Raw genomic sequence first — 23,503 nt, forward strand, 5'->3', positions numbered from 1 at the left:
AAGGAGGCCGAACGTTGAAAGCGAGCGGATATCAGTTGTTCTGGATGGTCAGCATCTCCTCCATCATCGTCATCTCCTACATTCCGATACGGTTCGCCCTGGCATCCTCCAAGCAAGACGCATGGATCTCCATGCTCCTCGGAAGCTTGCTGATGATGGCGGTCACTTGGCTCATGCTCCGGATCTGCAAGCAGCATGAGCGGCAGACGTTCGTTCGGTTCGTGCAAGCGGTCTTCGGATCGGCGGTCGGGAAGCTCGTCGTGGCCGTTTATTTCGTCTTCTGGTTCGTGCAGATGGCGTTGATCGCGAAGGACATGGCGAACTTCCACAACTTGGTCATGTTGCATGAGACCCCGATGAGCGTCATCGTCGCGTGCATGCTGTTCCTCGTCGCCTTCGCGGTGCACCGGGGAGGTTTGACCGCCGTGAGCCGGTGCGCGGAAGTCATCGGCCCCGTCTTCGTCTGCATCCTCTACGTCCAGCTCTTCCTGAACCCGCAAGACATGAACGTCAAGCGAATCTTGCCTATCTACGTCGATACGGGGTGGCAAGCGATACTTCAAGGAGCCCTGGGCTGCTATCCGTTCCTCGTCGATCCGTCCATCATCCTCATGCTGTACTACTTCGCGGAGAACAAGAAGACGGCTTCGCGAGCGATTCTGTGGGGAACGGGCGTCGCGATGGTATGGGGCATACTGACAGCAATGGTCCTGCTGTTCGTCACCGGACCCGAATTGGCTACCTCTCTCGTCGTGCCGGTGTATTCCTTGACGAAGTTCGTGACGATCTTGAACTTCATTCAGAATATCGACGCCTTCTACATTCCGCTGTGGCTGCTCGGCGCGTTCGTGAAGCTGTCGGTCGGCCTGTTCATCCTCAGCTACGGGCTCTCCGAATGGACGGGCTTCAAGAACTGGCGAGCGATCGCGTGGGCGCTCGGCATCGCCTTGTTCGTCGTCGTCATGTACGGCTCGCACGACGTACGTATCGAGAACGTGTTGAAGTCCGACTACGAACGACATTACTTGTATCCGTTCCTGTACGCCTTGGTCCCCCTTCTCGTATGGGCGATCGGCGGTATCCGCAAGCGCAGGTCGACTGACGGCCTTCCATAATCTGGGTTGTCACGAATACCGGACCTATCTCGTTATATGGGCGTAACACCATTCGATCGCGATCCGGTTAGCCGGATCGACCCATAGGAGGCATATTCATATGAAAATCGTAGTCGTAGGCGGTACCGGATTGATCGGCAAAAAGTTGGTGAACCTTCTCCTCGAGCGCGGGCACGAAGCGACGGCGGCGTCCGCGTCGCTCGGCGTCAATGCGGTGACGGGCGAAGGATTGCCCGAGGCACTTCGCGGCGCGGAAGTCGTCGTCGACGTCATGAACTCCCCGTCGTTCGAGGACGAAGCGGTGCTCGCGTTCTTCGAAACGACGACCCGCAACCTGCTCGCGGCCGCAACGGCGGCAGGCGTGAAGCATTACGTCGCCTTGTCCGTCGTCGGCACCGACAGGCTTCTCCAAGGCGGTTACTTCCGTGCCAAGATCGCGCAGGAGAAGCGAATCGCCGACTCCATGATTCCGTACACGATCGTGCGGGCGACGCAATTCTTCGAATTCGTCGGCACGATCGCCTACGTCGCCACCGAAGGCAACGACGTGCGCTTGCCATCCGCGTATACGCAGCCGATCGCCGGAGAAGACGTGGCGCTCGCGCTCGTCGACTTCGCGCTCGCCAGACCCGCGAACGGCATCGTCGACTTGGCCGGGCCCGAGAAGATCCGGCTGGACGAGCTCGTCCGCATCTACTTGCGTACGCAGCCTCAAGATGCGCGCCAGGTCGTAACCGACGAAACGGCAGGCTATTTCGGCGGCATCGAGGTGAACGATCAATCTCTCGTTCCGACCGGCGAGGCGTCTATCGCCCGTACTCGCTACGCGGATTGGTTGAACAATCAGAAGAATTAATCGCGGTTCACGCGCAAATAGGCGGCCGTCCCGATCTTTCGGGATTGCCGCCTAATTCAATATCATCGCCATACCAAGGTCGGAGCCTCTCGCCGCAAGACCGGCGCGACTTCTTCGGCGAATCGCTGAAGCTGTTCCCGTTGTTCCGTCTCGGATAAGCCGTCGACGCTAATGCTGAGCACTTCGTTGCCGAACGCTTCCCGGTAGTTCAATATTTTCTCGACGACGCTGTCCGGACTGCCGACCAACATCGAACCTCGGGCGACGTGATCTTCGAGGTCCTTGAACGGGGATTGGTTATGCTGGGAAGCCGGCGTGGAGAAGAATGCGTCGTAATACGGACGAAATCGCCGGATCGCCTCTTCGGGCGTATCGGCCAAATATAAGCTGCCCGCGCCGGCTCCGACGATCGCCTTGCTGGGATCGTGCCCGTAATAAGCCAATCGTTCCCGGTAGTGATCGATCAGCGCTTTGTACTTCTCCTTAGGATGGAACGTATTCGAGGAGAACAACGGTTCGCCGTATCGCGCCGCCAGCTCCGTCGACAGTTGGCTGGATGCGCTGCCGTGCCATATCGGGATTTTCTCCTGATAGGGTCTAGGCAGTACGGTTACCTCGTGTAGCGGCGGCCGGTATTGCCCCACCCAAGTGACCTTCTCCTCGTCCCATAGTCTTCTTAACAACCCGTATCGCTCGGCCAGCGAGTCCCACTGTTGATCTTCCCGAATGCCGAACAACGGATAATGCCGCGGATCGTTGCCTTTGCCGATGATGATCTCGAGCCGTCCTTCGGACAGATGGTCCAGCGTCGCGTAATCTTCGGCTACCCGCACCGGATCCAAGACGCTAAGCACGGTTACGGTCGTAAGCAACCGGATCCGTTTCGTTCTGGCCGCGATGGCGGTAAGCACCACGGGCGGCGAAGAGGATAAGAACGGCGGACCGTGCCGCTCCCCGACGCCGTATGCGTCGAATCCGAGACGCTCCGCCAATTCGGCCTGCCGCAGCACGTTATGCAGCTTCCGGTGATCCGAGAACGATTCCCCGGTAACGGGGTTAGGAATATTCATGATCAAGCTGAACAATGCGAATCTCATCGTGCGTATCGCCTCCCCGCTGCCTCAATCGTCAGCGTCTTAGCGGCTAACAATGGTCCGAATTTCCCGCAGGATGGCATCTCGCTCTTGGTCGATGACTTCCCTTCTCCTTCTCTTCAGCTCGCGGAACAGCTCTTTCTTCTCCGTCTCTCCGAGCTCGCCGATCGGCTTGCCCCGGCCTTCCAGCTCCGGGTGCTCGGTCCAGAACGCTTCGATCCATTGGCCGAGAAGCGCGCTAATCTCCGCCGGGCGTTCGATGAACGTCCCGAGTTCTTGACCCGAACGGTCGAAGAACACATACGTGGGAATGTGATTGCGACCGTCGGCATGCGGATACAACCCGGCGATATCCTGATTGTCCGGATCGCGGTTCACGATGTGAAGCCGCAGCTTATCCGTCCGGTCCGCGATCTTGCCGAACAGCGGCAGATTGGCGACGACGTCGCCGCACCAGTCATGGGCGAGAACGAGAACGTCCACCGGCTCCCGACGGTCGTTCAGGAAGTCCAATTGCCCGTCCTCCACGGCGTATGCATCGTAGTTCGCTTGTAACGTCTCCCGGTTTACCTGAGCCTGCTCTACGAACGCGGCGAACGGAACCGCTTCTTGGAACGCGCGCTCTCTTCTTTCTTGAGACAATCGGGACGATTGCGAGATGGTCATGGGATTACCTCCATTATAATATCCGATTAATCGGGTAAGAATTTGTGTATATAAAAATACCATAACGATGCGGACTTGTGCTAATCGACTTTTTCTATACGGTTATAGAGAATACGCCAGCCGGCATTACATCCCTAGCCGAGCTTTCTGGCTCGATATGCGGCCGCCAACAACGCGATGCCCGTCAGCACGAATACGTACCGGATGTCCATCCAGCCGCCGAGGACGCCGCCGAGCAGAGGACCTGCGACGATACCCAGCTGCATCGCGGTCTGGCTGAGACTGACCGCCCTCCCGCGGAAGTCGGCATCCGCGTATTGAATAACGAGCGCATTGAGCGCCGGATAGACGGCCGCGAACAATAAGCCGTATCCGAACCGCAGCACGCCGAAGCTGACCAGCTGCGGAACGACCGCTTGCAGCAAATTGCCGATTCCTCCCCCGACGAGACCGATGAGCAGCGTCTTGCCGTACCCGATCCTTCCGCCGATCTTCCCCCATCGCGGTCCCATGATGACGGTCGCGACGCCGATCGCCGAGAAGACGATGCCCGAGCTGAGCGTCGCTTGATCCGGTTCGCCGCCGAGCTCGACGACGAAGATCGTCAGCAGCGGCTCCAGAAGGAGCACCGAAGTCGAGACGAGCAGAATGAGACCGTATACGCGCAGCAGCGCCGGAGTCGCGGCCGCGCGCTTCACGTCCTGCCAGACGCTCGGGCGGCCGGTCGAGCGGCGTTCGTGCGCTTCCTTGACGCCGAGCACGATGGCTGCGGATAGCAACGTAATGATGCCGGAAGCGACGAAGCAGCCTCGCAGGCCGACCCACTGACTAAGCGCGCCTCCGAAGAGCGGGCCGAGGATACCCCCGGCCGCGCCGGACGTCGAGATGACGCCGAGCGCGTAGCCGACGTGCTTCTCCGGCGTGTTCGTGCCGAGCAGCGTATAGGCCGCGGGACTGAACCCGGCCATGACGCCTTGGAAGATTCGGACGAGAATGAACGTATACGGATCGAATACGAAATAATTGGCGAAGTGCGCGAGCGCGAGGCCGACGCCGGAGCGAACGAGCATCGGCTTGCTCCCGTACTTGTCGGCAAGCGAACCCCAGAACGGCGCGCATAAGCCGCTGACGAGGAAGCTGATCGAGATCGAGACGCCCGCCCATGCCGTTAGCCCGCTCTCGATGCCCAGATCCTGCTGCAGAAACAGCGGGAAGAACGGCACGGACAGCGTGAACGCCATATGGTTGAAGAACAGGCCGAACCACAAGACGTACAGATTGCGTTTCCATACCGGCAACGTTCGCGTCCTCCGAGCGTAGATGACATCGTAATCCGACTTGGGAAGTCGGTTATCACTCTACGATAGAGGAACTCGCGGGCCAATGATAATAGAAATACGTAATAGATCGATCGTACATCTCTATAGATCGCGCGATACGCGATAGACGCGCTCGTACAACGTGTCGCGGAACGTTGAGAACTCGGGTTCGGAGAGCGGTTCCGGGTAGCTCATGATCTTGAGCGGCAAATCCGGCAAGCCCGGCTGCAATGGCGGCTGCAAGTAATCGTAGCCGTTCAACCGGAAGCCGAGCCGTTCATAGAACCCGACTCTTCGTCTCGTCGGTTCCGTCTCCGGAGGCTCTACTTCCAGAATGACGGGCTTCGGCGACCGAGCGAGATAGCCGGACATGAGCCGCCCTCCGACCCCGCCTCCCCGGATGGCGGGATCGACGGCGAAATGCTCGACGAAGCGGAAATCCGCGAATTCCCAAGACGCGATGAATCCGATCGCGTCGCCTTCGCCGTCGGATTCGGCGAATAGCCGATAATGCGGATTGGCCAGAAGCGCCTTCTGGCCTTCGTACGTCCTCCGTTCGATGTTCGGGAAAGAAGCTTGCATGATCGCGTACACGCGATCGAATTGACGATCGTCCATGCTTCCAGGTCTCCTTGGTCTAAGTCGTTTGCCCTCCTTTCATCTTCGCCCGAACGGAAGAAAGACAGCCCTGTATCGGGCTGCCCTCCGGCATATATTCGGTCTCGTCTTCTCTTAAGCTTCCGCGAACACGTACTCCACGTCGTCGCGATCCCGGTATAGCTCCCAATACTTCTCGGCGATGCGGTCCGGATCGTAATACGTTCCCCGCGACACGAAGCCGCCGATCGTGACCGTGCCGACATAGACGTTGCTCGGCTTCAGCTCTTGCGCCAGCGCGTACGCGAGCGAGCGAACGCCGGCTTTGCCGACGGAGAGCGATGCGTAATCGGGATGCGGGTGCAGCGCCAAGCCTCCGCCCGTAATGAGTACGGTGCCTTCCTTGCGTTCTACGAATCGCGGTGCGACTTCCTTGACGCTCGTCAGCGCGCCGACGACGTTCACCTTGAAGTCTTCGATCAATTGTTGTTCGCTCAGCGCCGTCGCCGCCGTTCTCGAGATGGCTGCGGCGTTATACAACAGGACGTCCGGCTCGCCGAATTGCTCCCGTATGGACCGGAATGCGTCCGCGATAGATTCCGGCCGCGAGGCATCCGCCGTCGCGAAGATCGTCTCGATTCCGTCCTCTCTCAGTTCGGATGCCAGTGCGTCCAAGGAAGACGCGTTCCTCGCGACGAGCGCGACGCGAAACCCGTTCGATCCGAATTTGCGCGCGACCGCCGCGCTGACGCCCGGACCGGCGCCGACGATGGCAATAATGGGATTACTCATGGCATTCACTCCTCTATCTATTGGGGTTGGTTACGAATGTTCCGCAGCCAGCGACAGGAACACTCGACCTGCCGCGAGCAGCGCTCTCTCGTCGATATCGAATCTCGGATGATGGTGCGGGTAATGCGTTCGTTCCTCGTCGTTGCGCGCGCCGACGTGCAGGAACGCGCCGGGCTTCTTCTCCAAGTAATACGCGAAGTCTTCCGCGCCCATGACCGGAGGCAAGTCTCTCCACGACTCCGGGCCGAACAGATCCAGGGCATGGGTTCGCAGTCGCCCGGCTTCCTCGCTCGGATTCACGAGCGACGGATAGCCGTTCAAGTAGTCGATCTCGTAGCTCGCATGCGCCGATTCGCAGACGCCCGCGACGAGCAGACGGATCTCCTCCTCGATCTGCCGGCGTACTTGCGGGTCGAACGTGCGCACGGTGCCTTCCAGCTTCGCCTTGCCCGCGATAATATTGAACGCCGTTCCCGCCTGGAACACGCCTACGGTGACGACAGCGGGCTGCAGCGGGTTCACCCTGCGGCTGACGATCTGTTGCAAGCTGGAGACGAGCTGGCTGCCGACGACCAACGCGTCGACCGTATCGTGCGGGCGCGCCCCATGCCCGCCTCTGCCGATGATCGTAATCGTGAACGCGTCGACGGCGGCCATGGCCGGGCCTTCTCTCAGTCCGGCGCGCCCGTACGGAATTTCCGAGGAGACGTGCACGCCGTACACCTTGTCGACGCTGTCCAGGCAGCCGTCCTCGATCATCGCCTTCGCGCCGCCCGGCGGCTTCTCCTCCGCGTGCTGGAACAAGAAGACGATTGTGCCGCCGAGTTCGTCCCGGTGTCGGCTAAGCACCTTGGCGACGCCGAGCAGCGTCGCCGTATGTCCGTCGTGTCCGCACGCGTGCATGACGCCGGGCACCGTCGACTTGTACGGCGCATCCTTCTCGTCCTGGATCGGAAGCGCGTCGAAGTCGGCGCGGAACGCGAGCGTCGGACCGGGTTTGCCTCCTCGCAGGAAACCGACAACGCCGTTGCCGCCGACGCCGGTCCTCGTCTCAATGCCGTAGTCGCGCAAGCGCTCGGCGATATAGGCAGCCGTCCGATGTTCCTCGAAGCTCAGCTCCGGATGCTGATGCAAGTAACGTCTGACGCCGATAATCTCGCGCTCGTCTTCCTCTAGAGTCTGAATCCATCTCCGCAGCGCGGTCGTCATGCGTATGCCCCCTCTTCGCTCTTTCGGTTCGAATCATTATAGCGGATAATGGCAAGCCGCGACATGGTCGCGGGCGATAGTCGCCAGCTTCGGCTCTTCCTCGCGGCACTTGGCCGTCGCCAACGGACAGCGCGTATGGAACCTGCAGCCCGACGGCGGCCGCGTCGGCGAAGGAATCTCGCCTTGCAGCGTCGTCCTCTCCCGTCTCCGCGACGGGTCCGGATGCGGGATCGAGGCGATGAGCGCCTTCGTGTACGGGTGCGCCGGACGAAGGAACAGCTCCCGGCTCGGCGCGATCTCGACCAGCTTGCCGAGATACATGACTCCGATCCGGTCGGAGACGTGGCGGACGATCTGAAGACCGTGGGCGATGAACAAGTACGTCAAGCCCAGCTTCGCCTGAAGCTCCTGCATCAGGTTGACGACCTGCGCCTGTACCGACACGTCGAGCGCAGAAACCGCTTCGTCCGCGAGCACGAACCGCGGATTCAGCGCGATGGCGCGAGCGATGCCGATCCGCTGCCGTTGCCCGCCAGACAATTCGTGCGGATGCCGCTTCGAGTAAGCTTCGTCCAATCCGACGGCGCCGAGCAATTCGGCGATCTTCTCCCGTAGCTCGCGCGAGCCGGGCTTGCCGTGCGTGCGAAGCGGCTCCGCGATAATGTCCCCGACGCTCCAGCGCGGATCGAGCGAGCCGTACGGATCCTGGAAGATCATCTGCATGTCCTTGCGCGCGCTCCGCAGCGCGGACCCGCCGAGCTTCGTCAGCTCCCGGCCTTGGAACGAGATCGTTCCGGCGGTCGCGCGCTCCAGCTGCAGCAGTACCCGGCCGAGCGTCGATTTGCCGCTTCCCGATTCGCCGACGAGCCCGAACGTCTCGCCTTCGCGGATCGCGAAGCTCACGTCGTCGACGGCGCGGATGAACGCGCGGGCGCGACCCGGCAACCGGCCTTTGACCGGATAATATTTGCGCAGGCCGTCAACCCGGAACAAGTCCGGCGCTTCCGTCTCCTGTTCGCCGAAGCCGAGCGCGGGCCGATCGGACGTCGAGACGACGATCGACGCCTGCTTATCCGGCTCCCGCCGAGCGCTCCCCGCGACGCGGTCGATATGCCAGCAAGCAGCCTCCCGATCACCGTCAGCGACGAGCGGCGGCGCTTCCGCCCGGCAACGGTCCGTCGCGTACGGGCAGCGCGGATGGAACAGGCAGCCTTCCGGCAACGCCGACAAGCTCGGAATCGTGCCTTCGATGGCGTGCAGCTTGTCGCCCTTCTCCGTGTCCAGGGAGGCGATCGAACGCAGCAACCCTTGCGTATACGGGTGTCGCGGCGAAGCGAACAGCTCCGCCGTCGGCGCTTGCTCGACGACGCGCCCGGCGTACATGACGACGACGCGGTCCGCGATTTCCGCGGCGATGCCGAGGTCGTGCGTAATGAGCAGGATCGCCATGCCGAACTCTTCTTGAAGGTCCTGGAGCAGTTGCAGAATTTGCGCTTGAATCGTGACGTCCAGCGCGGTCGTCGGCTCGTCGGCGATGAGCAGCTCCGGACCGCACGACAGCGCGAGAGCGATCATGGCGCGCTGGAGCATGCCGCCGGACAGCTCCCCGGGATATTGCTTCATCCGAATGGCCGGCTCGGGAATGCCGACGCGTTCGAGCAGCGATACGGCATGCGTCCACGATTCGGCTTTCGTCTTGGCGTCGTGCGCCCGGATCGTCTCGGCGATCTGATGCCCGATCGTGTAGACCGGATCGAACGCGGCCATCGGCTCCTGGAACACCATCGCCATCTTCTTGCCCCGGAGCAGCCGCAGCTCCTGCTGGGACAACGAAGTCAAGTCGTGGCCGCCGAGCCGGATACGACCGCTCGAGATTCGCCCGTTCTCGTAATCGAGCAGTCGCATGACCGCCTTGGAGGTGAGCGTTTTGCCGCTTCCCGATTCTCCGACGAGGCAGACCGTCTCGCCGGGAACGATGCTCAGCGAGACGTCGTTCAGCGCTTGAAGCAACCCTCGGCGCGTATGGAAATCGACGGACAACCCTTGAATGTCGAGCAGTTGCTCCAAGTCGGAAACCTCCTTTTTCACTATATCGTTAATGACATTAATTGTCCTTCTTCTTCGGATCCAACTCGTCTCGCAACCGGTCGCCGATGATGTTGACGGAGAGCACGAGCATCGTGATCGCCAGCCCCGGGAACGTGCAAATCCACCAGGCGACGGTCAGGTAGCCTCTGCCTTGCGACAGCAGCGTGCCCCAATCCGGAATTTCTCTCAACAGGCCGAGCCCGAGGAAGCTCAGTCCCGATCCCGCCAAGATGGACGTGCCAATGCCGATCGTCGACATGACGAGCATCGGGGACAGCGAGTTCGGCAGCACGTGCCGCCAGAAAATCCCGAAGTTCGTCACGCCGATCGATCGCGCCGCCGCGATGAACGGACGTCCGTTAATGCTCATCGTCTGGCTTCTCATTACGCGCGCGTAACCGGGAATCGAAGCGGCGGCGACGGCCAGCACGATGTTCGTCATGCTCGGCCCCATCGCGGCGGCGATCGCCAGCGCCAGCAGGATGCCGGGAATCGTCATCAGCACGTCGACGACCCGCATGAAGGCCGCATCGAACCAACCGCCGATATAACCGGACAGCGCGCCGATCGTACCGCCGATCAATCCGCCGACGAGCACCGACAGCAGCCCGATGAACAGCGAGTCCCGCGCGCCGTACACGACGACGCTGTAGACGTCCCGGCCGAAGTAATCGGTTCCGAACGGATGCGCGGCGCTCGGGGCTTGCATGAGGCTGTCCGCCATCATCTCCGTCGGCGAATACGGCGCCACCCATTGCGGCGCGATCGCGCACAGCGCGATGAAGGCGATGACGAGCGCCGCGAGCCCGACGAACAGCTTCGCGAAGGATAGCCGCCTTGCGGGGGCGCGCAGCGCGGGAAGCTCCCACTTGCTCCCCCGCAGCACCGCTTTCGCGGTTGCCGTCGTTGCCGATGCAGTTGCCGTATCTCTCATGTACTCTCCTCCTTAAGCTTTGCGCCTGACGCGCGGGTCGATGAACGAATACGACAGATCGACGATCAAGTTAACCGCTACGTAGACGATGGCGGAGAAGAAGATGACGCCTTGAACGACGGGCAAGTCCTTGGCCATGATGGCGTCCGCGAGAATGCGCCCGATCCCCTGCCGGGAGAACACCGTCTCGATGACGACGGCGCCCGCCAGCATCTCGCCGACGAGCATGCCGATCATCGTCACCGTCGGAATGAGAGCGTTGCGAAGCGCGTGCCGGTACATGATCGCGCGCTCGGACAGACCCTTGGACCGGAGCGTGACGATGAAGGGCTCGTTCACGACTTCGAGCATGCTGTTGCGGACCATGCGCACGATGTAGCCCGCGCCGATCAACCCGAGCGTCGCCGCCGGCAGCACGAGCGTCTTCCAGCCGTCCGAGCCCATCGCCGGCACCCAGCCGAGATGAATCGAGAAGACGAGCAGCAGCAGAATGCCGGACCAGAACGTCGGCATCGAGATGCCGAGCAAACCGACGATCCGGGCGACGACGTCGATCGTCTTGTTCCGGTGAATGGCCGACAGTACGCCGAGCAGCACCCCTACCGTTACCGAGATGAGCGTGCTCGCCCCGGCCAGCGCGAGCGTCGCCGGCAAGTGCTCGACGATCTTCGGCAGCACGGGCTCGGAATTGAGCAGCGACTTGCCGAAATCCCCGCGAAGCAGCTTGCCGAAGTAATCGGCAAGCTGCATGAGGAACGGCTGGTCGGTTCCGAGCTGACGGCGGAGCTCGGCGAGCGCTTCGGCTGAAGCCATCGACGGATCGAGGATGGAACCGGCCGGATCGCCGGGAAGCAAGTACATGATGACGAAGACGAGCACGGACGATCCGGTGATGACGAGCAGCGAGGCGATGACCCGTTCCGATACCGCTCTAACCACCGATACTACCTCCTCGCGTTATTTTTTAAGATTAACGTCATTAAATAATGGATAGCCGTACTTGTCGAACTTCAGTCCTTGCACGGATTTGCCTGCCGCGACCGTGTACGGGAACACGTAGATCGGAATGATGACCGCATTGTCCTTAATGTAATGCTGGACGTTCTTGTACAGCTCCGCCCTCTTCGCGTCGTCCTTCTCGACCGCGCCTTGCTCGAGCCACTGGTCGACTTGCGGATCGGACACGCCGGCGATGTTGCCGAAGGCTCCGGGAGCGGCCGTGTGGTAGAACGAGTAGAGCGCGTTCGGGTCGCTGTTCACTTGGCTGTTGCCGTAAATGTCGTACTCCCTGTTCGTATAAACTTTGGTCAAGACGTCCTTCGTGAGCTCGATATTCACTTCTATCCCGATCTTCTTCAACTGCTGCTGGATGATGACGGCAATATCGTTGCGCTTCTCCCGGTTCGGTGAACCGTCGACGTAATGGAGCGTCAGCTTCTTCCCGTCTTTGGCGCGGATGCCGTCCGCCTCGAGTACCCAGCCGGATTCGTCGAGCAGCTTCGCGGCTTTATCGGCGTCGGGCTGAACCGAACCTTCGAGAGAGGCGTCGTAACCGAATATGCCCGGCGTCAGAGACGACCATGCTTGCTCGTACGTGCCTAAGTATAGGGTCTTCACGATCGCGCCGACGTCGATGCCGGATTGGAGCGCCTGTCTTACCTTGACGTCGTCCCACGGCGCGTGGTCTTGATTGATGAACAGCGTATAAGGCAACCCGACCGTGTTCGACTTCAGCAGCTGCAGCGAAGAATCGCTTTCGATCGAGACGATGTTCTGCGGCGGCACCGTTTCGGCGGCCAGAATCTGCTTGCTCTGCACGCTGCCGATCCGTGTCGCTTCCTCCGGAATGATCTTGTACGTGATGCCGTCCAGATAAGCGGCTCCTTGATTGTCGACGGTACCCGGCGCCCAAGCATAATCCGGGTTGCGCGCGACTTCGATGTCGGCGTTCTCCACCCACTTCACGAACTTGAACGGACCGGTACCGACCGGGTTTTTGCCGAATTGGTCCCCGTACTTCTGCACGGCCGTCGGCGATACGATGCCGAGCGTCGCGTTGCTGAGGTTGCCGAGGAACGCGCGGGAAGCGATGGACAGATTCAGCTTGATCGTATAAGGATCGATAACCTCTGACGATGCGTAGGCGGCGAGCTGCGCGGCGGAGTTGGACGCTTTGGTCGCCGGATCCTTGATCCGGTCGAACGTGAACTTCACCGCCTCGGCGTTGAACGGCGTGCCGTCTTGGAACTTGACGTCCTGGCGGAGCTTGAACGTATAGCTCAGGCCGTCCTCCGAAGCCGTCCATTCCGTGGCGAGCCAAGGCTTGATGTTGTTGTCCGCGTCGGTGACGACGAGGTTGTCGAAGATCGTCTTGTAGACGCGGGACGCGACCGCGAGGCCGCTGCGGGCGGGGTCGAGCGAATCGGGCGAAGTCGCAAGAGCATACGTGAGCACGCCGCCTTGCGCGGCTGACGCTTGCGGCGATGCGGATTCGGTTGCCGATGCGGAGGCGGGTTTCGAGGAGGCGTTGCCGGAGGCCGCGCCTTCCTCCTTGTTATTGTCGTTGCCGCAAGCTGACAACGCGGTCGCGACGAGCAGCACGGATACGAGCGTCAACAATGCTTGCGAACGTTTAACGAAAGATTTCATCGGATGGACACTCTCCAGTTCAATTGGAAGTTACGGTTTGCTTGGCGTAGCGGTTGATCGGGAACGGCAAGCCTAGATTGCCGCGAAGCGTATCGTGCTCGTATTCGGTGCGGTACAGGCCGCGCGCTTGAAGGATCGGCACGACTTGTTCCACGAAGTCTTCGAAGCCGTTCGGAACGCCCGAACCGACGATGAAGCCGTCGGCCGCGCCCGTCTCGAACCAGCGCTGAATCTCGTCCGCCACTTGATCCGGCGTGCCGATGAAGTTGCCCCGCGGCGTCGTCGAACGGAGCGCGACTTGGCGCAGCGTCAGGCCTTGCTCCCTCGCCTTCAGCTTGATCCGGTCCGTCGTGCTCTTGAACCCGTTCGAGCCAAGGGAGCCGAGATCCGGGAACGGTTCGTCGAGCGGATACTGGGTGAAGTCGTGATGATCGAAGAACCGGCCCAAGTATCGCAGCGCGTCTTCGATCGAACCAAGGCTCGCCGTCTCCTCGAATTTGCGCTCCGCTTCTTCGAGCGTCGCGCCGACGATCGGGCCGATGCCCGGGAAGATGAGGATGCTGTCCGGCGAACGGCCGTACGCGGCGGCGCGCTGCTTCACGTCGGCGTAGAACGCCTGCGCTTCCTCGATCGTCTCGTGGCCGGTGAACACGGCGTCGGCCGTCTTCGCCGCAAGGTTCCGCCCGGCGTCCGAAGAGCCCGCCTGGAACACGATCGGATGTCCTTGCTTGGACCTGGCGATGTTAAGCGGTCCTTGGACGGAGAAGTGCTTGCCCTTATGATCGAGGCGGTGCAGCTTCTCCGGATTGAAGAACACGCCGCTCTCCTTGTCGCGCACGAAGGCGTCGTCCTCCCACGAATCCCACAGCCCCTTGGCGACTTCGAGGTACTCTTCCGCGATATCGTAACGGGACGCATGCTCCGGATGATCGCCTTTATTGAAGTTGGACGCCGTGCCGACGCCCGGCGACGTGACGACGTTCCAGCCGGCGCGTCCTCCGCTGATGTGGTCGAGCGAAGAGAACTGCCTCGCGACGTTGAACGGTTCGCTGTACGACGTGGACAGCGTGCCGACGAGACCGAGGTTGCTCGTGACGGCGGCGAGCGAAGACAGTAGCGTGATCGGCTCGAACCGGTTCAGAAAATGCGGGATCGAGAGCTCGTTGATGTACAGGCCGTCCGCGATAAACGCGAAGTCGAATTTGCCCTCCTCCGCTTTGGCGGCCTGCTGTCGGTAGTAGCCGATATTGATGCTGGCGTCCGACTGAACGTCCGGATGCCGCCATGCCGACACGCTAGAACCTACTCCGTGAATGACAGCGCCGAGTCTCAACTTTCTTTTTTCCGCCATGAATGATCCTCTCCATCCCTTTGATAGATTTAATTCCTAGTAATCCACTTGATTTAAAGGAGTATTTAATTGCTACTATAAGGGAATTATCGGTCGGCGGATAATAGAAAAGTTCGAATGTCTAATAGGGGAAATCGATCATTGGGGAAGCGACCTGCCTGGATGTCCGCGCGAAAACGGCAAAAAGACCGTCCTCGACGTCATCTCCGATGACATCTAGAACGGCCTTATTGCCGATTCAATCGTATAGCGCGTCGACCGCCAGCTGCACGTGCAGCTTGGCGCCTAGCGCGAGCGCCCTCTCGTCCAAGTCGAACGCCGGGTGGTGCAGCGGATGGACGATGCCCTTCTCCTCGTTCCTTACGCCGATCAGCACCAAAGCCCCCGGCGCCTTATCCAAGTAGTAAGCGAAGTCCTCTCCGGCCAGGCTCGGCTTATCGAGCCGCTCGACCTGTCGCTCGCCGAATACGAGAGCACCGGCTCTCCTAGCTGCTTCCACGGCTCCTTCGTCGTTGATCAGCGCCTTGCCCATTCGGAATCGCGACTCGCACGTACCGCCGAACCGATCCGCGCAGGCGGATGCGCAACGTTCCAGAATCGAGCGGATGCGTTGCACGGTCGCGGCATCGAACGCGCGGAACGTCCCGCGGACTTCCGCCGATTCCGCGATCGCGTTGCCCACGGTACCGGCGTGCAGCTTGCCGAAGGCGAACGCGACGCGCTCGTGCGGATCGATCGACGCCGCGACGGCGCTCCTCGCCTCGACCGCGAAGTGAGCGGCCATCAGCAGCGCGTCGGCGGCCAGATGCGGCTCTCCGTGGTGACCGGAACGCCCCGTGAATTCGACGTGGAAGTGACTCGAGTTGGCCATCGCCTCTCTCCGGTGCACCGCCATCCTGCCGATTTCCAGGTCGGGCCAGACGTGAAGGGCGAATGCCGCGTCCGCTTCGTCCGCCACCCCGCTCTCGACCAAGTCTCTTCCTCCGCTTCTGAGCAAGCCGTCCAACGGGCTTGCCGCCGCGCCCTCTTCCGCGGGTTGGAATACGAATATAACGGTACCGGTCAATCGTTCGCGAATTCGGCTAAGGCCATAGGCTGCGGCCAGCAGCATCGTCATATGCGCGTCGTGCCCGCAAGCGTGCATCGCGCCGTCGGTTTCGGAGCGGTAGGGTTTATCTCCGAGCTCATGAATCGGGAGCGCGTCCATGTCCGCTCGAAGCAAGACGGTTCTGCCCTTCTTGCTTCCGCGCAGCACGCCGACGACGCCTCGGCCGAAATGGTCGCCTACGCCCGTCCGCACTTCCAGCCCGTAACCCGACAGAAGCTCCGCGACTCGCGAAACGGTTCGATCGACGTCGTATAAGATTTCGGGATGCCTGTGGAATTCTCTTCGCAGCGCGATCCATTCCGTCTCCCGTTCCTCCAGCCATCGATAGACCGGTGCCGTGTCGATCGTCTCGCTCATCTTCATACTCTCCTTGCGATCTTAGAATGCGCTGAGCACGATGTTGCGAAGCTTGCGGGTGAGCGTCGTCGTTCCCGCGTCTTTCTTCTGCATCATGAACAGGAACGTCAAGTTCTCCTTCGGACTGTTGCAGAAGTAAGCGCCGAGCCAGCCGTCCCAACCGTACTCCCCGTTGCTTCCCAGTATGCCTGCGCGCGTGCCGTCGGTCATGACCCGCATGAAGTTGCCGTAGCTATGTCCACGGAGCGTATGCCATAGATCGAAGCCCTTCTGCTGCGCCGGCGTCAACGTCGCGGACGTCAAGTAACGGACCGTCTTCGGACGCAATATCCGTACGCCGTCCAACGAACCTTCGTTGATAAGCATCCGCGTGAATCGCGAGGCGTCGTCGATCGTCGAGACGAGGCCCGCGCCACCCGATTCGAATGCGGGGTCCCTATCCATCCGGTTAATGATGCCGAGGTGGTTGCCCTCGTAGCGCGTCAATCCGCCTTCGCCGTCGTCCGCGTACGTATAGGCGAGGCGATCGCGCTTGTCTTCGCTTAGCCAGAATCCCGTATCGCGCATGCCCAGCGGCTCGAACAGCTCTCTGCGCATGAATTCGCCGAGCCGCATGCCGGCAGCGGCTTCGATGACCGCGCCGAGCACGTCCGCCGAAGTCCCGTATTGCCAAGCCGAGCCGGGTTGGAAGGACAAGGGACATGCGCCCAGCCGGTTCATCGCGTCCAGCGTAGACAGCGGGGTCTCGCCTAACAATTCGCGATCGATCTCCCGGAACAACGCTTCGGTTTCCTTGCCTGCCCTGTCCGTTCCCCCGTACACCAATCCGGAGGTCATGGAGAGCAGGTCGTGGAGGTTGACTTCGCGGGCGACGGGAACGAGGCTTCCAGCCTCCTCGACCATCTGATCTTTGAAACCCGGCAAGTACTTGCTCACCGGGTCGAACAAGTCGATCGTCCCTCGTTCCAGCAAGATCATCGCGGCGGTCGCCGTCACCGGCTTCGTGAACGAATACATGCGGAAGACCGAGCGCCTGTTCACCGGAATTCCCGCTTCCAAGTCGGCCATGCCGTCTTCATGATAGAACAGCTCGTTGCCGTCCTTGAACAGCAGCATGTTCGCGCCGGCTAACTCCCGATTCTCGATCCCTTGTCTTAAAGCTTGCTTCAAATGATTCATTGCGGATAGGTCCAACATGCGCATGATCTCCTTATCGACGATAACTTAGAATAGATCGGCCGTATACCAGAACAACTGCAACGGAAACCAGCCGGCTGGCGCGGATACGGGAAGGTATACGCCGTGCCTGGATAACAGAAGCGTCTGAGCTTGCCGTTGGTCGAGCGTCACGGCGCCGGCCAAGGCGGACCGCTCGACGGTCACGCCGTTCTCGTCGGATCGCACGGTAACCGGCTGTCCGTCCAGAACGGCCGAGAATACGCCATGTGCAAGTCCGATCGTTCGATGCTTGAGCGTCAAGTAGGCCTGCATCACGTTCGCGTAGTCGAATATGCGATACATATTGACCGTCTCGATCGTATAGATTTCCGCGAACCCGCCTAAGATCGCGTTCAGCGCCGTATCGTATTCGGGAACGAGAATCGAGATTCTATCCGCGCCTGCGTGCTTCATATAGGCTTTGATCGTTCGCGTAATATCGCTTTGATCTTCGATCGCGAACTCGGAGATCTCGTCGCCTTTGTCGTTAGCGATTACATAGCCGATCAGCTTGTCATCGTCGAGCACTCCGATCGCGACTTGCTTCAGCGTCTTGAAGTAATCGGGCAAGCTCTCGTCTTCGCGCCGAACGTATGCCGGTCGCGATGCGTTGAGCGCGTGGGCGAAGCTGTCCGCGCCGTCGACCTCGAACAAGGGACGGAACGACAACCTTTCCGCGTTCGTCTCCCGCAGCGCGTGGCGCACGTTGGCCTCTCCGATCCAATACTTGAATTGCACGCCGCCTTGCGTGAAACCGAAGTACTCGTATCGTTGGCGCTGCCCCCACAAGACGGCCATATCGTATGAGTCGCGCATCTCGTCCAGCCATTCGTTCATTAGCGCTTTCATATGTCCTTCTCCGCGCGCTTCCGGATGCACCGACACGATCCCGACGAATCCGGCGCGGAGAGAATGATCGCCTACGTGCAATCGTTGCGGCAGCACGGCCACTTGGGCGCGAAGTTTGCCATGTTCGTCCGCAGCTACCTTATGCAGAGAGGTGAATGACGAGTCTTTGCCGTATACTTTCGGCAGTTGCGCTTCCAAATCGAATTGAAACGCCAGGTTGGCCAGTTCGATACAGGCCTCGCGCTCGTCCGGTCTTGCCTTTCTATATTCGATCATGTCGTACTCCTCTAGGCGCCTTTCGCGCGATCGCTGCGGTGCCCTTTCCTGAAATCGCTTCTTGCTAACCTCTATCATAGCAAACTCGGATCATCCCCGGTGACGAATCCGTATAAATCGTTCCACACGCGCTGCTTCCATCGATTCGGCACGAGAGGATACATGCGATTTCTCAACGCGCACCATACGGGATGCCTCAGTTGACCGATCATCCCGACGCGACGGGATAATCGGACGATTCGGTTCGCTCGGCGAACGCGCAAGGATTCGAATGCGTTCAAGACTCCTTCGATGGACTTCGAACCGGCGAAGCAATCCGACAGCACGACCGCGTCTTCCAACGCCGTACAGGCGCCGAGTCCGAGACTTGGCGTCATCGGATGGGCAGCGTCGCCAAGTAACAGCGCGTTCCCATACGACCATCCGCGCAAGGGACGCCGGTCGTACAGGTCCAAGTGGATGATCTCGGATGGCGCTTGTCCCGCGAAGATCGCCCCTACGGGATCCGGGAAAGAGCCGACCATCCGCGCGACGCCTTCCATTCGCGACTCTCCCTCCCTAGCGTTCGCGGTCGCGAACCAGTATGTTCGGCCGCCCTTCAAGGGCACGAAGCCGAACCGGCGGCCGTTTCCCCAATATTGCGTCATCGCGCCGGCATAGGCTGAAGGAACGGACACGCTTGATATTCCGCGCCATGACGTGTACCCGCTATAGCGCAAGGAATCGTTCGCGAACGTTCGCCGAATGACGGAATGGATCCCGTCCGCCGCGATGATTAGATCCGCATCGACGGTAGATCCGTCTTCGAATACGAGAGCGTTTCCGGACACGGATTTGATTTTCTTGTTCCACGTAATCGTGCTTGCTCCTGCCTTGTCCGCCAGAATGCGAAGCAGCGCGTTGCGAGGAATGCCTACCGTCGGCGTTCCGTAGTCGATAGCGATGCTCTCCAGCCATTTGCCTCCGCTCGTATACATATTAGCCTTGAACAAGATCTCGGCATGAGCCTGAACCTCTTCCAGCGCTTGAAGCCGCTTCAAGGCATCCGTGCCGTTGGACCACAGCGTCAGCGCCGCGCCGCGGGTTTCCAATCCTGCGTTCTTGTCGTACACCGCGACGTTCAGACCTCTCATTCGTAGCGCGGCAGCCGTCGCTAACCCTGCGATGCCGGCGCCGATAATGACGATTCTCATAACAGTTCTCCGATCGTATAGCTGGCGATTGGTAATAACGGTTAGACGTGACCGAATGGAAAATGTTTCTACGAAGACGAAAAACGCCTTGCCGGGAAGGCAAGGCGTCTTTCGAACGCAAACTTGATTACAGCGCGCCAACGACGCGATGCGGCACGTACAACTCTTCCAGCGCCAGGATCTCATCGGAAGATAGCGTCACCGACAGGCTGCCGACCGATTCTTCAAGCTGGGGGATGCTCGTAACTCCGATGATCGGAGCCGTCACCGGTTGCTTCTGAAGCAACCACGCCAGCGCGATCTGAGCGCGGGGAACGCCTCGTCGTTCCGCGATCGCGGCTAGCCGATCTGCGATCAGACGGTCGGCGCCCGCGGTCGCGTCGTATTTCATCTTCTGCGCTTGGTCGGTTTCGGAACGATGCGTCTGCTCGGACCAGTCGCGCGCCAGTCTGCCCGAAGCGAGCGGGCTGTACGGAATGACGCCGATTTTCTCTTCCTTGCACAGCGGCATCATCTCCCTCTCCTCTTCGCGGTAGATGAGATTCAGATGGTTTTGCATCGACACGAACCGGGTCCAACCGTGCCGTTCCGCCGCGTGCAACGCCTTCAAGAACTGCCAGGCGTACATGGCGGACGCGCCGATGTATCTTGCTTTTCCCGCCTTCACGACGTCATGCAACGCTTCCATGGTCTCTTCGATCGGCGTGTTGTAATCCCAGCGGTGAATCTGGTAGAGATCGACGTAGTCCGTGCCGAGTCGCTTCAGGCTCTTATCGATCTCGCTCATAATCGCTTTACGCGATAGACCCGCGCCGTTCGGTCCTTCCCGCATCCGGAAGTGAACCTTCGTCGCGATGACGACCTCGTCTCGGTTCGCGTATTCCTTCAGGGCCCTGCCGACGATTTCCTCGCTCGATCCGACCGAATAGATATTCGCCGTATCGAAGAAGTTGATGCCCAGGTCCAGCGCTCTCTTGATGATTGGCCGGCTGTTCGCTTCGTCGAGTACCCACGGATGCGTCCATCTTTCGGCAACGCCGAAGCTCATGCATCCTAGGCAGATGCGAGACACGTCCAGTCCGGTATTTCCTAGCTTCACGTAATCCATGTATTGTCCCTGCTTTCGAAGTGGTCTGGGATCGCTTCTATGATTATCCCGCTTCGAGTGGACTCTAAGTCAAGAGGGTCGTTCGGTTCTATTTCCGCCAAAAGGTCGTGCATCCCGCTTTGTCCGCGATATTGAACGAAATCATCTTCTCGAGCAGCGCGTAATCGAACGGACGGTTCCACTTAAACCGTACCAGTTCTTGCGTATGGTCGTGACCGGCTTGCGCGAGATCGTCCGCGATATGGTTCATGCCCGCCCGTTCGGGGGCGACGGCCATATGCTGCTTGGCTACGCTGAAGCCGATGATGAACGTGCCGTGATCGGTGAACATCGGCTGATTCCAGGCAATCTTCGTCTCAAGATGCGGATATTTCCGCATGACCCATTCGAACACTTCCTCCACGCGCATCCGATGATCCGGGTTGTCGATCTTCGCCAGGAACGGCTCGAATACTTCCATGATCTCGCCTCCGAGTTACTTCAAATATTTGCCCGTGATCGATCGCGCTTCATGGACGATCTGTGCCGGCGTGCCTTCGAACACGACCTGGCCGCCTCGGCTGCCCCCGTCCGGTCCCATATCGATGATCCAGTCCGCTTGGCTGATCACTTCAAGGTTGTGCTCGATGACGATGACCGTATTGCCGGCATCGACGAGCCGGTTCATGATCGCCAGAAGATGGCCGATGTCCGACATATGAAGGCCGGTCGTCGGCTCGTCCATCACGTAGATGCTGCCCTTCTTGTGCAGCTCGCTGGCCAGCTTGATCCGCTGGCACTCCCCGCCCGACAGCGTGCTCATCGGCTGGCCGAGCGTAATGTAGTTCAGCCCGACGTCGCTCATCGCCTGGAGCTTGCGCACGACCTCCTTGAGATCGAAGAACTCCAAGGCCTGCTCCACTGTCATCTCCAGCACGTCCGCGATCGATTTGCCGTTCAGCTTGTACGCGAGCACTTCTTCCTTGAACCGTCTGCCCCCGCACGCTTCGCACGGTAGATCTACGCTGTCCAAGAACGACAGATCGATCGAGACGACGCCCTGCCCTTGGCAATTCTCGCAAGCGCCCTTCGAGTTGAAGCTGAACAAGCCTTGGTTCACTTTGTTCGCGGAAGCGAACGCCTTGCGAATGTCGTCCATAATGCCCGTATAGGTCGCGGGATTGGAGCGCGAAGACACGCCGATCGCGGATTGGTCGATGACGATCGCGTCCGCATGCTGTCCAAGGAATACGTCGTTAATAAGCGTGCTCTTGCCGGAGCCGGCTACGCCCGTTACGACGGTCAGAATGCCGGTCGGGATATCGACGCTAACGTTCTGCAGGTTGTGCAACGAAGCGTTCTTGACGGGCAGACTGCCGGAAGCTTGCCTGCATTCGCCTTTCAGTCGGAGCGGCAACTTCATATGGGAGCCCGTCAGCGTACCCGACTCCAACAAACCCGGGAAGCTTCCTTCGTAGACCACGTTGCCGCCGCGATTGCCCGCGTGAGGACCGACGTCGACGATATGGTCCGCCACCTTGATGACGTCGGGATCATGCTCGACGACGATGACGGTATTGCCTTTGTCCCTCAGCTTCACGAGCAGTTCGTTCAACCGGTGCACGTCGCGCGGATGCAAGCCGACGCTCGGCTCGTCGAAGATGTACGTCACGTCGACGAGGCTGCCGCTCAAGTGCTTCACCATCTTGACGCGCTGCGATTCTCCGCCGGACAACGTATCCGTCTCGCGATCGAGCGTCAAGTAGTCCAGTCCGATGTCGACCAGATGCTGTAGACGCTCGACCAGCGACTTGACGATCGGCGCGGCTACAGGATCGTCGATCTCCCGAACGGCGCGGATCAGTTGGCCGACTTCCATGGCGGACAGGTCCGCGATGTTGCGTCCGTTGATTTTGCAGCCGAGCACGGCCTGGTTGAGTCTCGCGCCATGACAGCTGGAGCACGTTCCTTCGATAATGTAAGGAGCGATCGTTTTTTGCGTACGTTCGGACTTCGTCTTCAAGTCCTGTTTGATGTACTTGTTCGTAAATTTCTCGATGACGCCTTCGACGGTTAAGTTCATGATCTTCCCGCCGAACGGCATCTCCACTTTCCTCGCCTTACCGTACAGCAATTGATCCAGTTCTTCAGCCGAATAATCGCTCAGTTTCTTGTCGAAATCGTAGGCTCCCGCTTGCCCGATAATGTTAAACTCCCAGCTGTCCACCTTATAATCCGGCAGCAGGAGGGCTCCTTCGTTCAACGATCTCGACATGTCCACCGCCTTGCTCATATCGACGACCATGCTGCGGCCCATCCCGTTGCAATCGGGACACATGCCTTGCGGATCGTTGAACGAGAATAGGCTCGCCGGCCCGACGTAAGGTTGTCCCGCGCGGGAGAACAGCAGGCGGACGATCGGCGCGATATCCGTTATCGTGCCCATCGTGGAATGGGAGCCGCCGCCCAATCGCTTCTGGTCGACGATGACGGCCATACTCAGGTTCTCGATCGCGTCCGCTTCCGGCTGAGGAATTTTGGGCAAGAACGTGCGCACGAACATGCTGAAGTTCTCGTTCAGCAGCCGCGTCGATTCCGCCGCGATCGTATCGAAGACGATCGAAGATTTTCCTGACCCGGACACCCCAGTGAATATCGTAATTTGCCGCTTCGGAATGCGCAGCGTCACGTTCTTGAGATTATTTTCCCGCGCGCCGCGGATCTCGATATATTCTTGCGTCATGA

Annotated in this window: 20 protein-coding genes; 2 read left to right on the forward strand and 18 right to left on the reverse strand. The window is 60.1% G+C overall.

Going from position 1 to position 23,503, the window contains the following annotated elements; translation table 11 throughout:
* Positions 1–14 precede the first annotated feature (14 nt).
* Together ACFQZG_RS00820 and ACFQZG_RS00825 are read left to right on the forward strand one after the other, a co-directional pair.
* The gene (locus ACFQZG_RS00820; RefSeq protein WP_378149170.1) at positions 15–1,115 is read left to right on the forward strand and encodes a GerAB/ArcD/ProY family transporter; all 1,101 of its coding nucleotides are present in this window, start codon (positions 15–17) and stop codon (positions 1,113–1,115) included.
* 100 nt (positions 1,116–1,215) lie between these two features.
* A complete protein-coding gene (locus ACFQZG_RS00825) occupies positions 1,216–1,971 on the forward strand; it encodes an SDR family oxidoreductase (RefSeq protein WP_378149171.1) in 756 nt (251 codons plus the stop codon).
* A gap of 62 nt (positions 1,972–2,033) precedes the next feature.
* Here ACFQZG_RS00825 and ACFQZG_RS00830 read toward each other — a convergent pair whose 3' ends face one another.
* The 18 genes from ACFQZG_RS00830 to ACFQZG_RS00915 all read right to left on the reverse strand — a co-directional run bounded on the left by ACFQZG_RS00830 (position 2,034) and on the right by ACFQZG_RS00915 (position 23,501).
* Positions 2,034–3,068 (reverse strand): LLM class flavin-dependent oxidoreductase, encoded by a 1,035-nt coding sequence (locus ACFQZG_RS00830; protein ID WP_378149173.1) that lies wholly within the window; start codon positions 3,066–3,068, stop codon positions 2,034–2,036.
* A 39-nt stretch (positions 3,069–3,107) separates the two neighbouring features.
* Complete coding sequence (locus tag ACFQZG_RS00835; protein ID WP_378149175.1) at positions 3,108–3,731, reverse strand: thioredoxin family protein; 624 nt, start codon at positions 3,729–3,731, stop codon at positions 3,108–3,110.
* A gap of 134 nt (positions 3,732–3,865) precedes the next feature.
* Complete coding sequence (locus ACFQZG_RS00840) at positions 3,866–5,029, reverse strand: MFS transporter (RefSeq protein ID WP_378149176.1); 1,164 nt, start codon at positions 5,027–5,029, stop codon at positions 3,866–3,868.
* 123 nt (positions 5,030–5,152) lie between these two features.
* Positions 5,153–5,668: a GNAT family N-acetyltransferase gene (locus ACFQZG_RS00845; protein ID WP_378149178.1), complete on the reverse strand. Its 516-nt coding sequence runs from the start codon at positions 5,666–5,668 to the stop codon at positions 5,153–5,155.
* Between the two features lie 114 nt (positions 5,669–5,782).
* Entirely contained in the window at positions 5,783–6,439 is a 657-nt protein-coding gene (locus tag ACFQZG_RS00850; RefSeq protein WP_378149180.1) for an SDR family NAD(P)-dependent oxidoreductase, read from the reverse strand.
* A 30-nt stretch (positions 6,440–6,469) separates the two neighbouring features.
* On the reverse strand, positions 6,470–7,648 hold the full coding sequence (locus ACFQZG_RS00855) for a M20 metallopeptidase family protein (protein WP_378149182.1): 1,179 nt from the start codon (positions 7,646–7,648) through the stop codon (positions 6,470–6,472).
* Positions 7,649–7,684: 36 nt separating this feature from the next.
* The gene (locus tag ACFQZG_RS00860) at positions 7,685–9,715 is read right to left on the reverse strand and encodes a dipeptide ABC transporter ATP-binding protein (protein ID WP_378149184.1); all 2,031 of its coding nucleotides are present in this window, start codon (positions 9,713–9,715) and stop codon (positions 7,685–7,687) included.
* A gap of 37 nt (positions 9,716–9,752) precedes the next feature.
* A complete protein-coding gene (locus tag ACFQZG_RS00865; RefSeq protein ID WP_378149185.1) occupies positions 9,753–10,670 on the reverse strand; it encodes an ABC transporter permease in 918 nt (305 codons plus the stop codon).
* Positions 10,671–10,682: 12 nt separating this feature from the next.
* Positions 10,683–11,609 (reverse strand): ABC transporter permease, encoded by a 927-nt coding sequence (locus ACFQZG_RS00870; RefSeq protein WP_378149187.1) that lies wholly within the window; start codon positions 11,607–11,609, stop codon positions 10,683–10,685.
* A gap of 18 nt (positions 11,610–11,627) precedes the next feature.
* Positions 11,628–13,319, reverse strand: coding sequence for an ABC transporter substrate-binding protein (locus tag ACFQZG_RS00875; RefSeq protein ID WP_378149189.1), 1,692 nt, complete (start codon positions 13,317–13,319; stop codon positions 11,628–11,630).
* 19 nt (positions 13,320–13,338) lie between these two features.
* Positions 13,339–14,670, reverse strand: coding sequence for an LLM class flavin-dependent oxidoreductase (locus ACFQZG_RS00880; RefSeq protein WP_378149191.1), 1,332 nt, complete (start codon positions 14,668–14,670; stop codon positions 13,339–13,341).
* 238 nt (positions 14,671–14,908) lie between these two features.
* Entirely contained in the window at positions 14,909–16,135 is a 1,227-nt protein-coding gene (locus ACFQZG_RS00885; protein WP_378149192.1) for a M20 metallopeptidase family protein, read from the reverse strand.
* Positions 16,136–16,156: 21 nt separating this feature from the next.
* Entirely contained in the window at positions 16,157–17,332 is a 1,176-nt protein-coding gene (locus ACFQZG_RS00890) for a serine hydrolase domain-containing protein (protein ID WP_378149193.1), read from the reverse strand.
* Between the two features lie 27 nt (positions 17,333–17,359).
* Complete coding sequence (locus ACFQZG_RS00895; protein WP_378149195.1) at positions 17,360–18,478, reverse strand: GNAT family N-acetyltransferase; 1,119 nt, start codon at positions 18,476–18,478, stop codon at positions 17,360–17,362.
* Positions 18,479–18,552: 74 nt separating this feature from the next.
* The gene (locus tag ACFQZG_RS00900; protein WP_378149197.1) at positions 18,553–19,671 is read right to left on the reverse strand and encodes an FAD-dependent oxidoreductase; all 1,119 of its coding nucleotides are present in this window, start codon (positions 19,669–19,671) and stop codon (positions 18,553–18,555) included.
* Positions 19,672–19,798: 127 nt separating this feature from the next.
* Positions 19,799–20,779, reverse strand: a complete 981-nt coding sequence (locus ACFQZG_RS00905; protein WP_378149198.1) for an aldo/keto reductase — start codon at positions 20,777–20,779, stop codon at positions 19,799–19,801.
* 88 nt (positions 20,780–20,867) lie between these two features.
* Positions 20,868–21,239, reverse strand: a complete 372-nt coding sequence (locus tag ACFQZG_RS00910) for an iron chaperone (RefSeq protein WP_378149199.1) — start codon at positions 21,237–21,239, stop codon at positions 20,868–20,870.
* A 15-nt stretch (positions 21,240–21,254) separates the two neighbouring features.
* On the reverse strand, positions 21,255–23,501 hold the full coding sequence (locus ACFQZG_RS00915; protein ID WP_378149200.1) for an ATP-binding cassette domain-containing protein: 2,247 nt from the start codon (positions 23,499–23,501) through the stop codon (positions 21,255–21,257).
* Positions 23,502–23,503: the final 2 nt, after the last annotated feature.

It is taken from the genome of Cohnella sp. GCM10027633 (assembly GCF_042675445.1).
Taxonomy (GTDB): domain Bacteria; phylum Bacillota; class Bacilli; order Paenibacillales; family Paenibacillaceae; genus Cohnella.

Coding starts and splice junctions, on each gene's coding strand:
- ACFQZG_RS00825 (WP_378149171.1), top strand. CDS start 1,216: ATGAAAATCGTAGTCGTAGGCGGTACCGGATTGATCGGCAAAAAGTTG.
- ACFQZG_RS00830 (WP_378149173.1), bottom strand. CDS start 3,068: ATGAGATTCGCATTGTTCAGCTTGATCATGAATATTCCTAACCCCGTT.
- ACFQZG_RS00835 (WP_378149175.1), bottom strand. CDS start 3,731: ATGACCATCTCGCAATCGTCCCGATTGTCTCAAGAAAGAAGAGAGCGC.
- ACFQZG_RS00845 (WP_378149178.1), bottom strand. CDS start 5,668: ATGGACGATCGTCAATTCGATCGCGTGTACGCGATCATGCAAGCTTCT.
- ACFQZG_RS00850 (WP_378149180.1), bottom strand. CDS start 6,439: ATGAGTAATCCCATTATTGCCATCGTCGGCGCCGGTCCGGGCGTCAGC.
- ACFQZG_RS00855 (WP_378149182.1), bottom strand. CDS start 7,648: ATGACGACCGCGCTGCGGAGATGGATTCAGACTCTAGAGGAAGACGAG.
- ACFQZG_RS00865 (WP_378149185.1), bottom strand. CDS start 10,670: ATGAGAGATACGGCAACTGCATCGGCAACGACGGCAACCGCGAAAGCG.
- ACFQZG_RS00875 (WP_378149189.1), bottom strand. CDS start 13,319: ATGAAATCTTTCGTTAAACGTTCGCAAGCATTGTTGACGCTCGTATCC.
- ACFQZG_RS00880 (WP_378149191.1), bottom strand. CDS start 14,670: ATGGCGGAAAAAAGAAAGTTGAGACTCGGCGCTGTCATTCACGGAGTA.
- ACFQZG_RS00885 (WP_378149192.1), bottom strand. CDS start 16,135: ATGAGCGAGACGATCGACACGGCACCGGTCTATCGATGGCTGGAGGAA.
- ACFQZG_RS00890 (WP_378149193.1), bottom strand. CDS start 17,332: ATGTTGGACCTATCCGCAATGAATCATTTGAAGCAAGCTTTAAGACAA.
- ACFQZG_RS00895 (WP_378149195.1), bottom strand. CDS start 18,478: ATGATCGAATATAGAAAGGCAAGACCGGACGAGCGCGAGGCCTGTATC.
- ACFQZG_RS00900 (WP_378149197.1), bottom strand. CDS start 19,671: ATGAGAATCGTCATTATCGGCGCCGGCATCGCAGGGTTAGCGACGGCT.
- ACFQZG_RS00905 (WP_378149198.1), bottom strand. CDS start 20,779: ATGGATTACGTGAAGCTAGGAAATACCGGACTGGACGTGTCTCGCATC.
- ACFQZG_RS00910 (WP_378149199.1), bottom strand. CDS start 21,239: ATGGAAGTATTCGAGCCGTTCCTGGCGAAGATCGACAACCCGGATCAT.
- ACFQZG_RS00915 (WP_378149200.1), bottom strand. CDS start 23,501: ATGACGCAAGAATATATCGAGATCCGCGGCGCGCGGGAAAATAATCTC.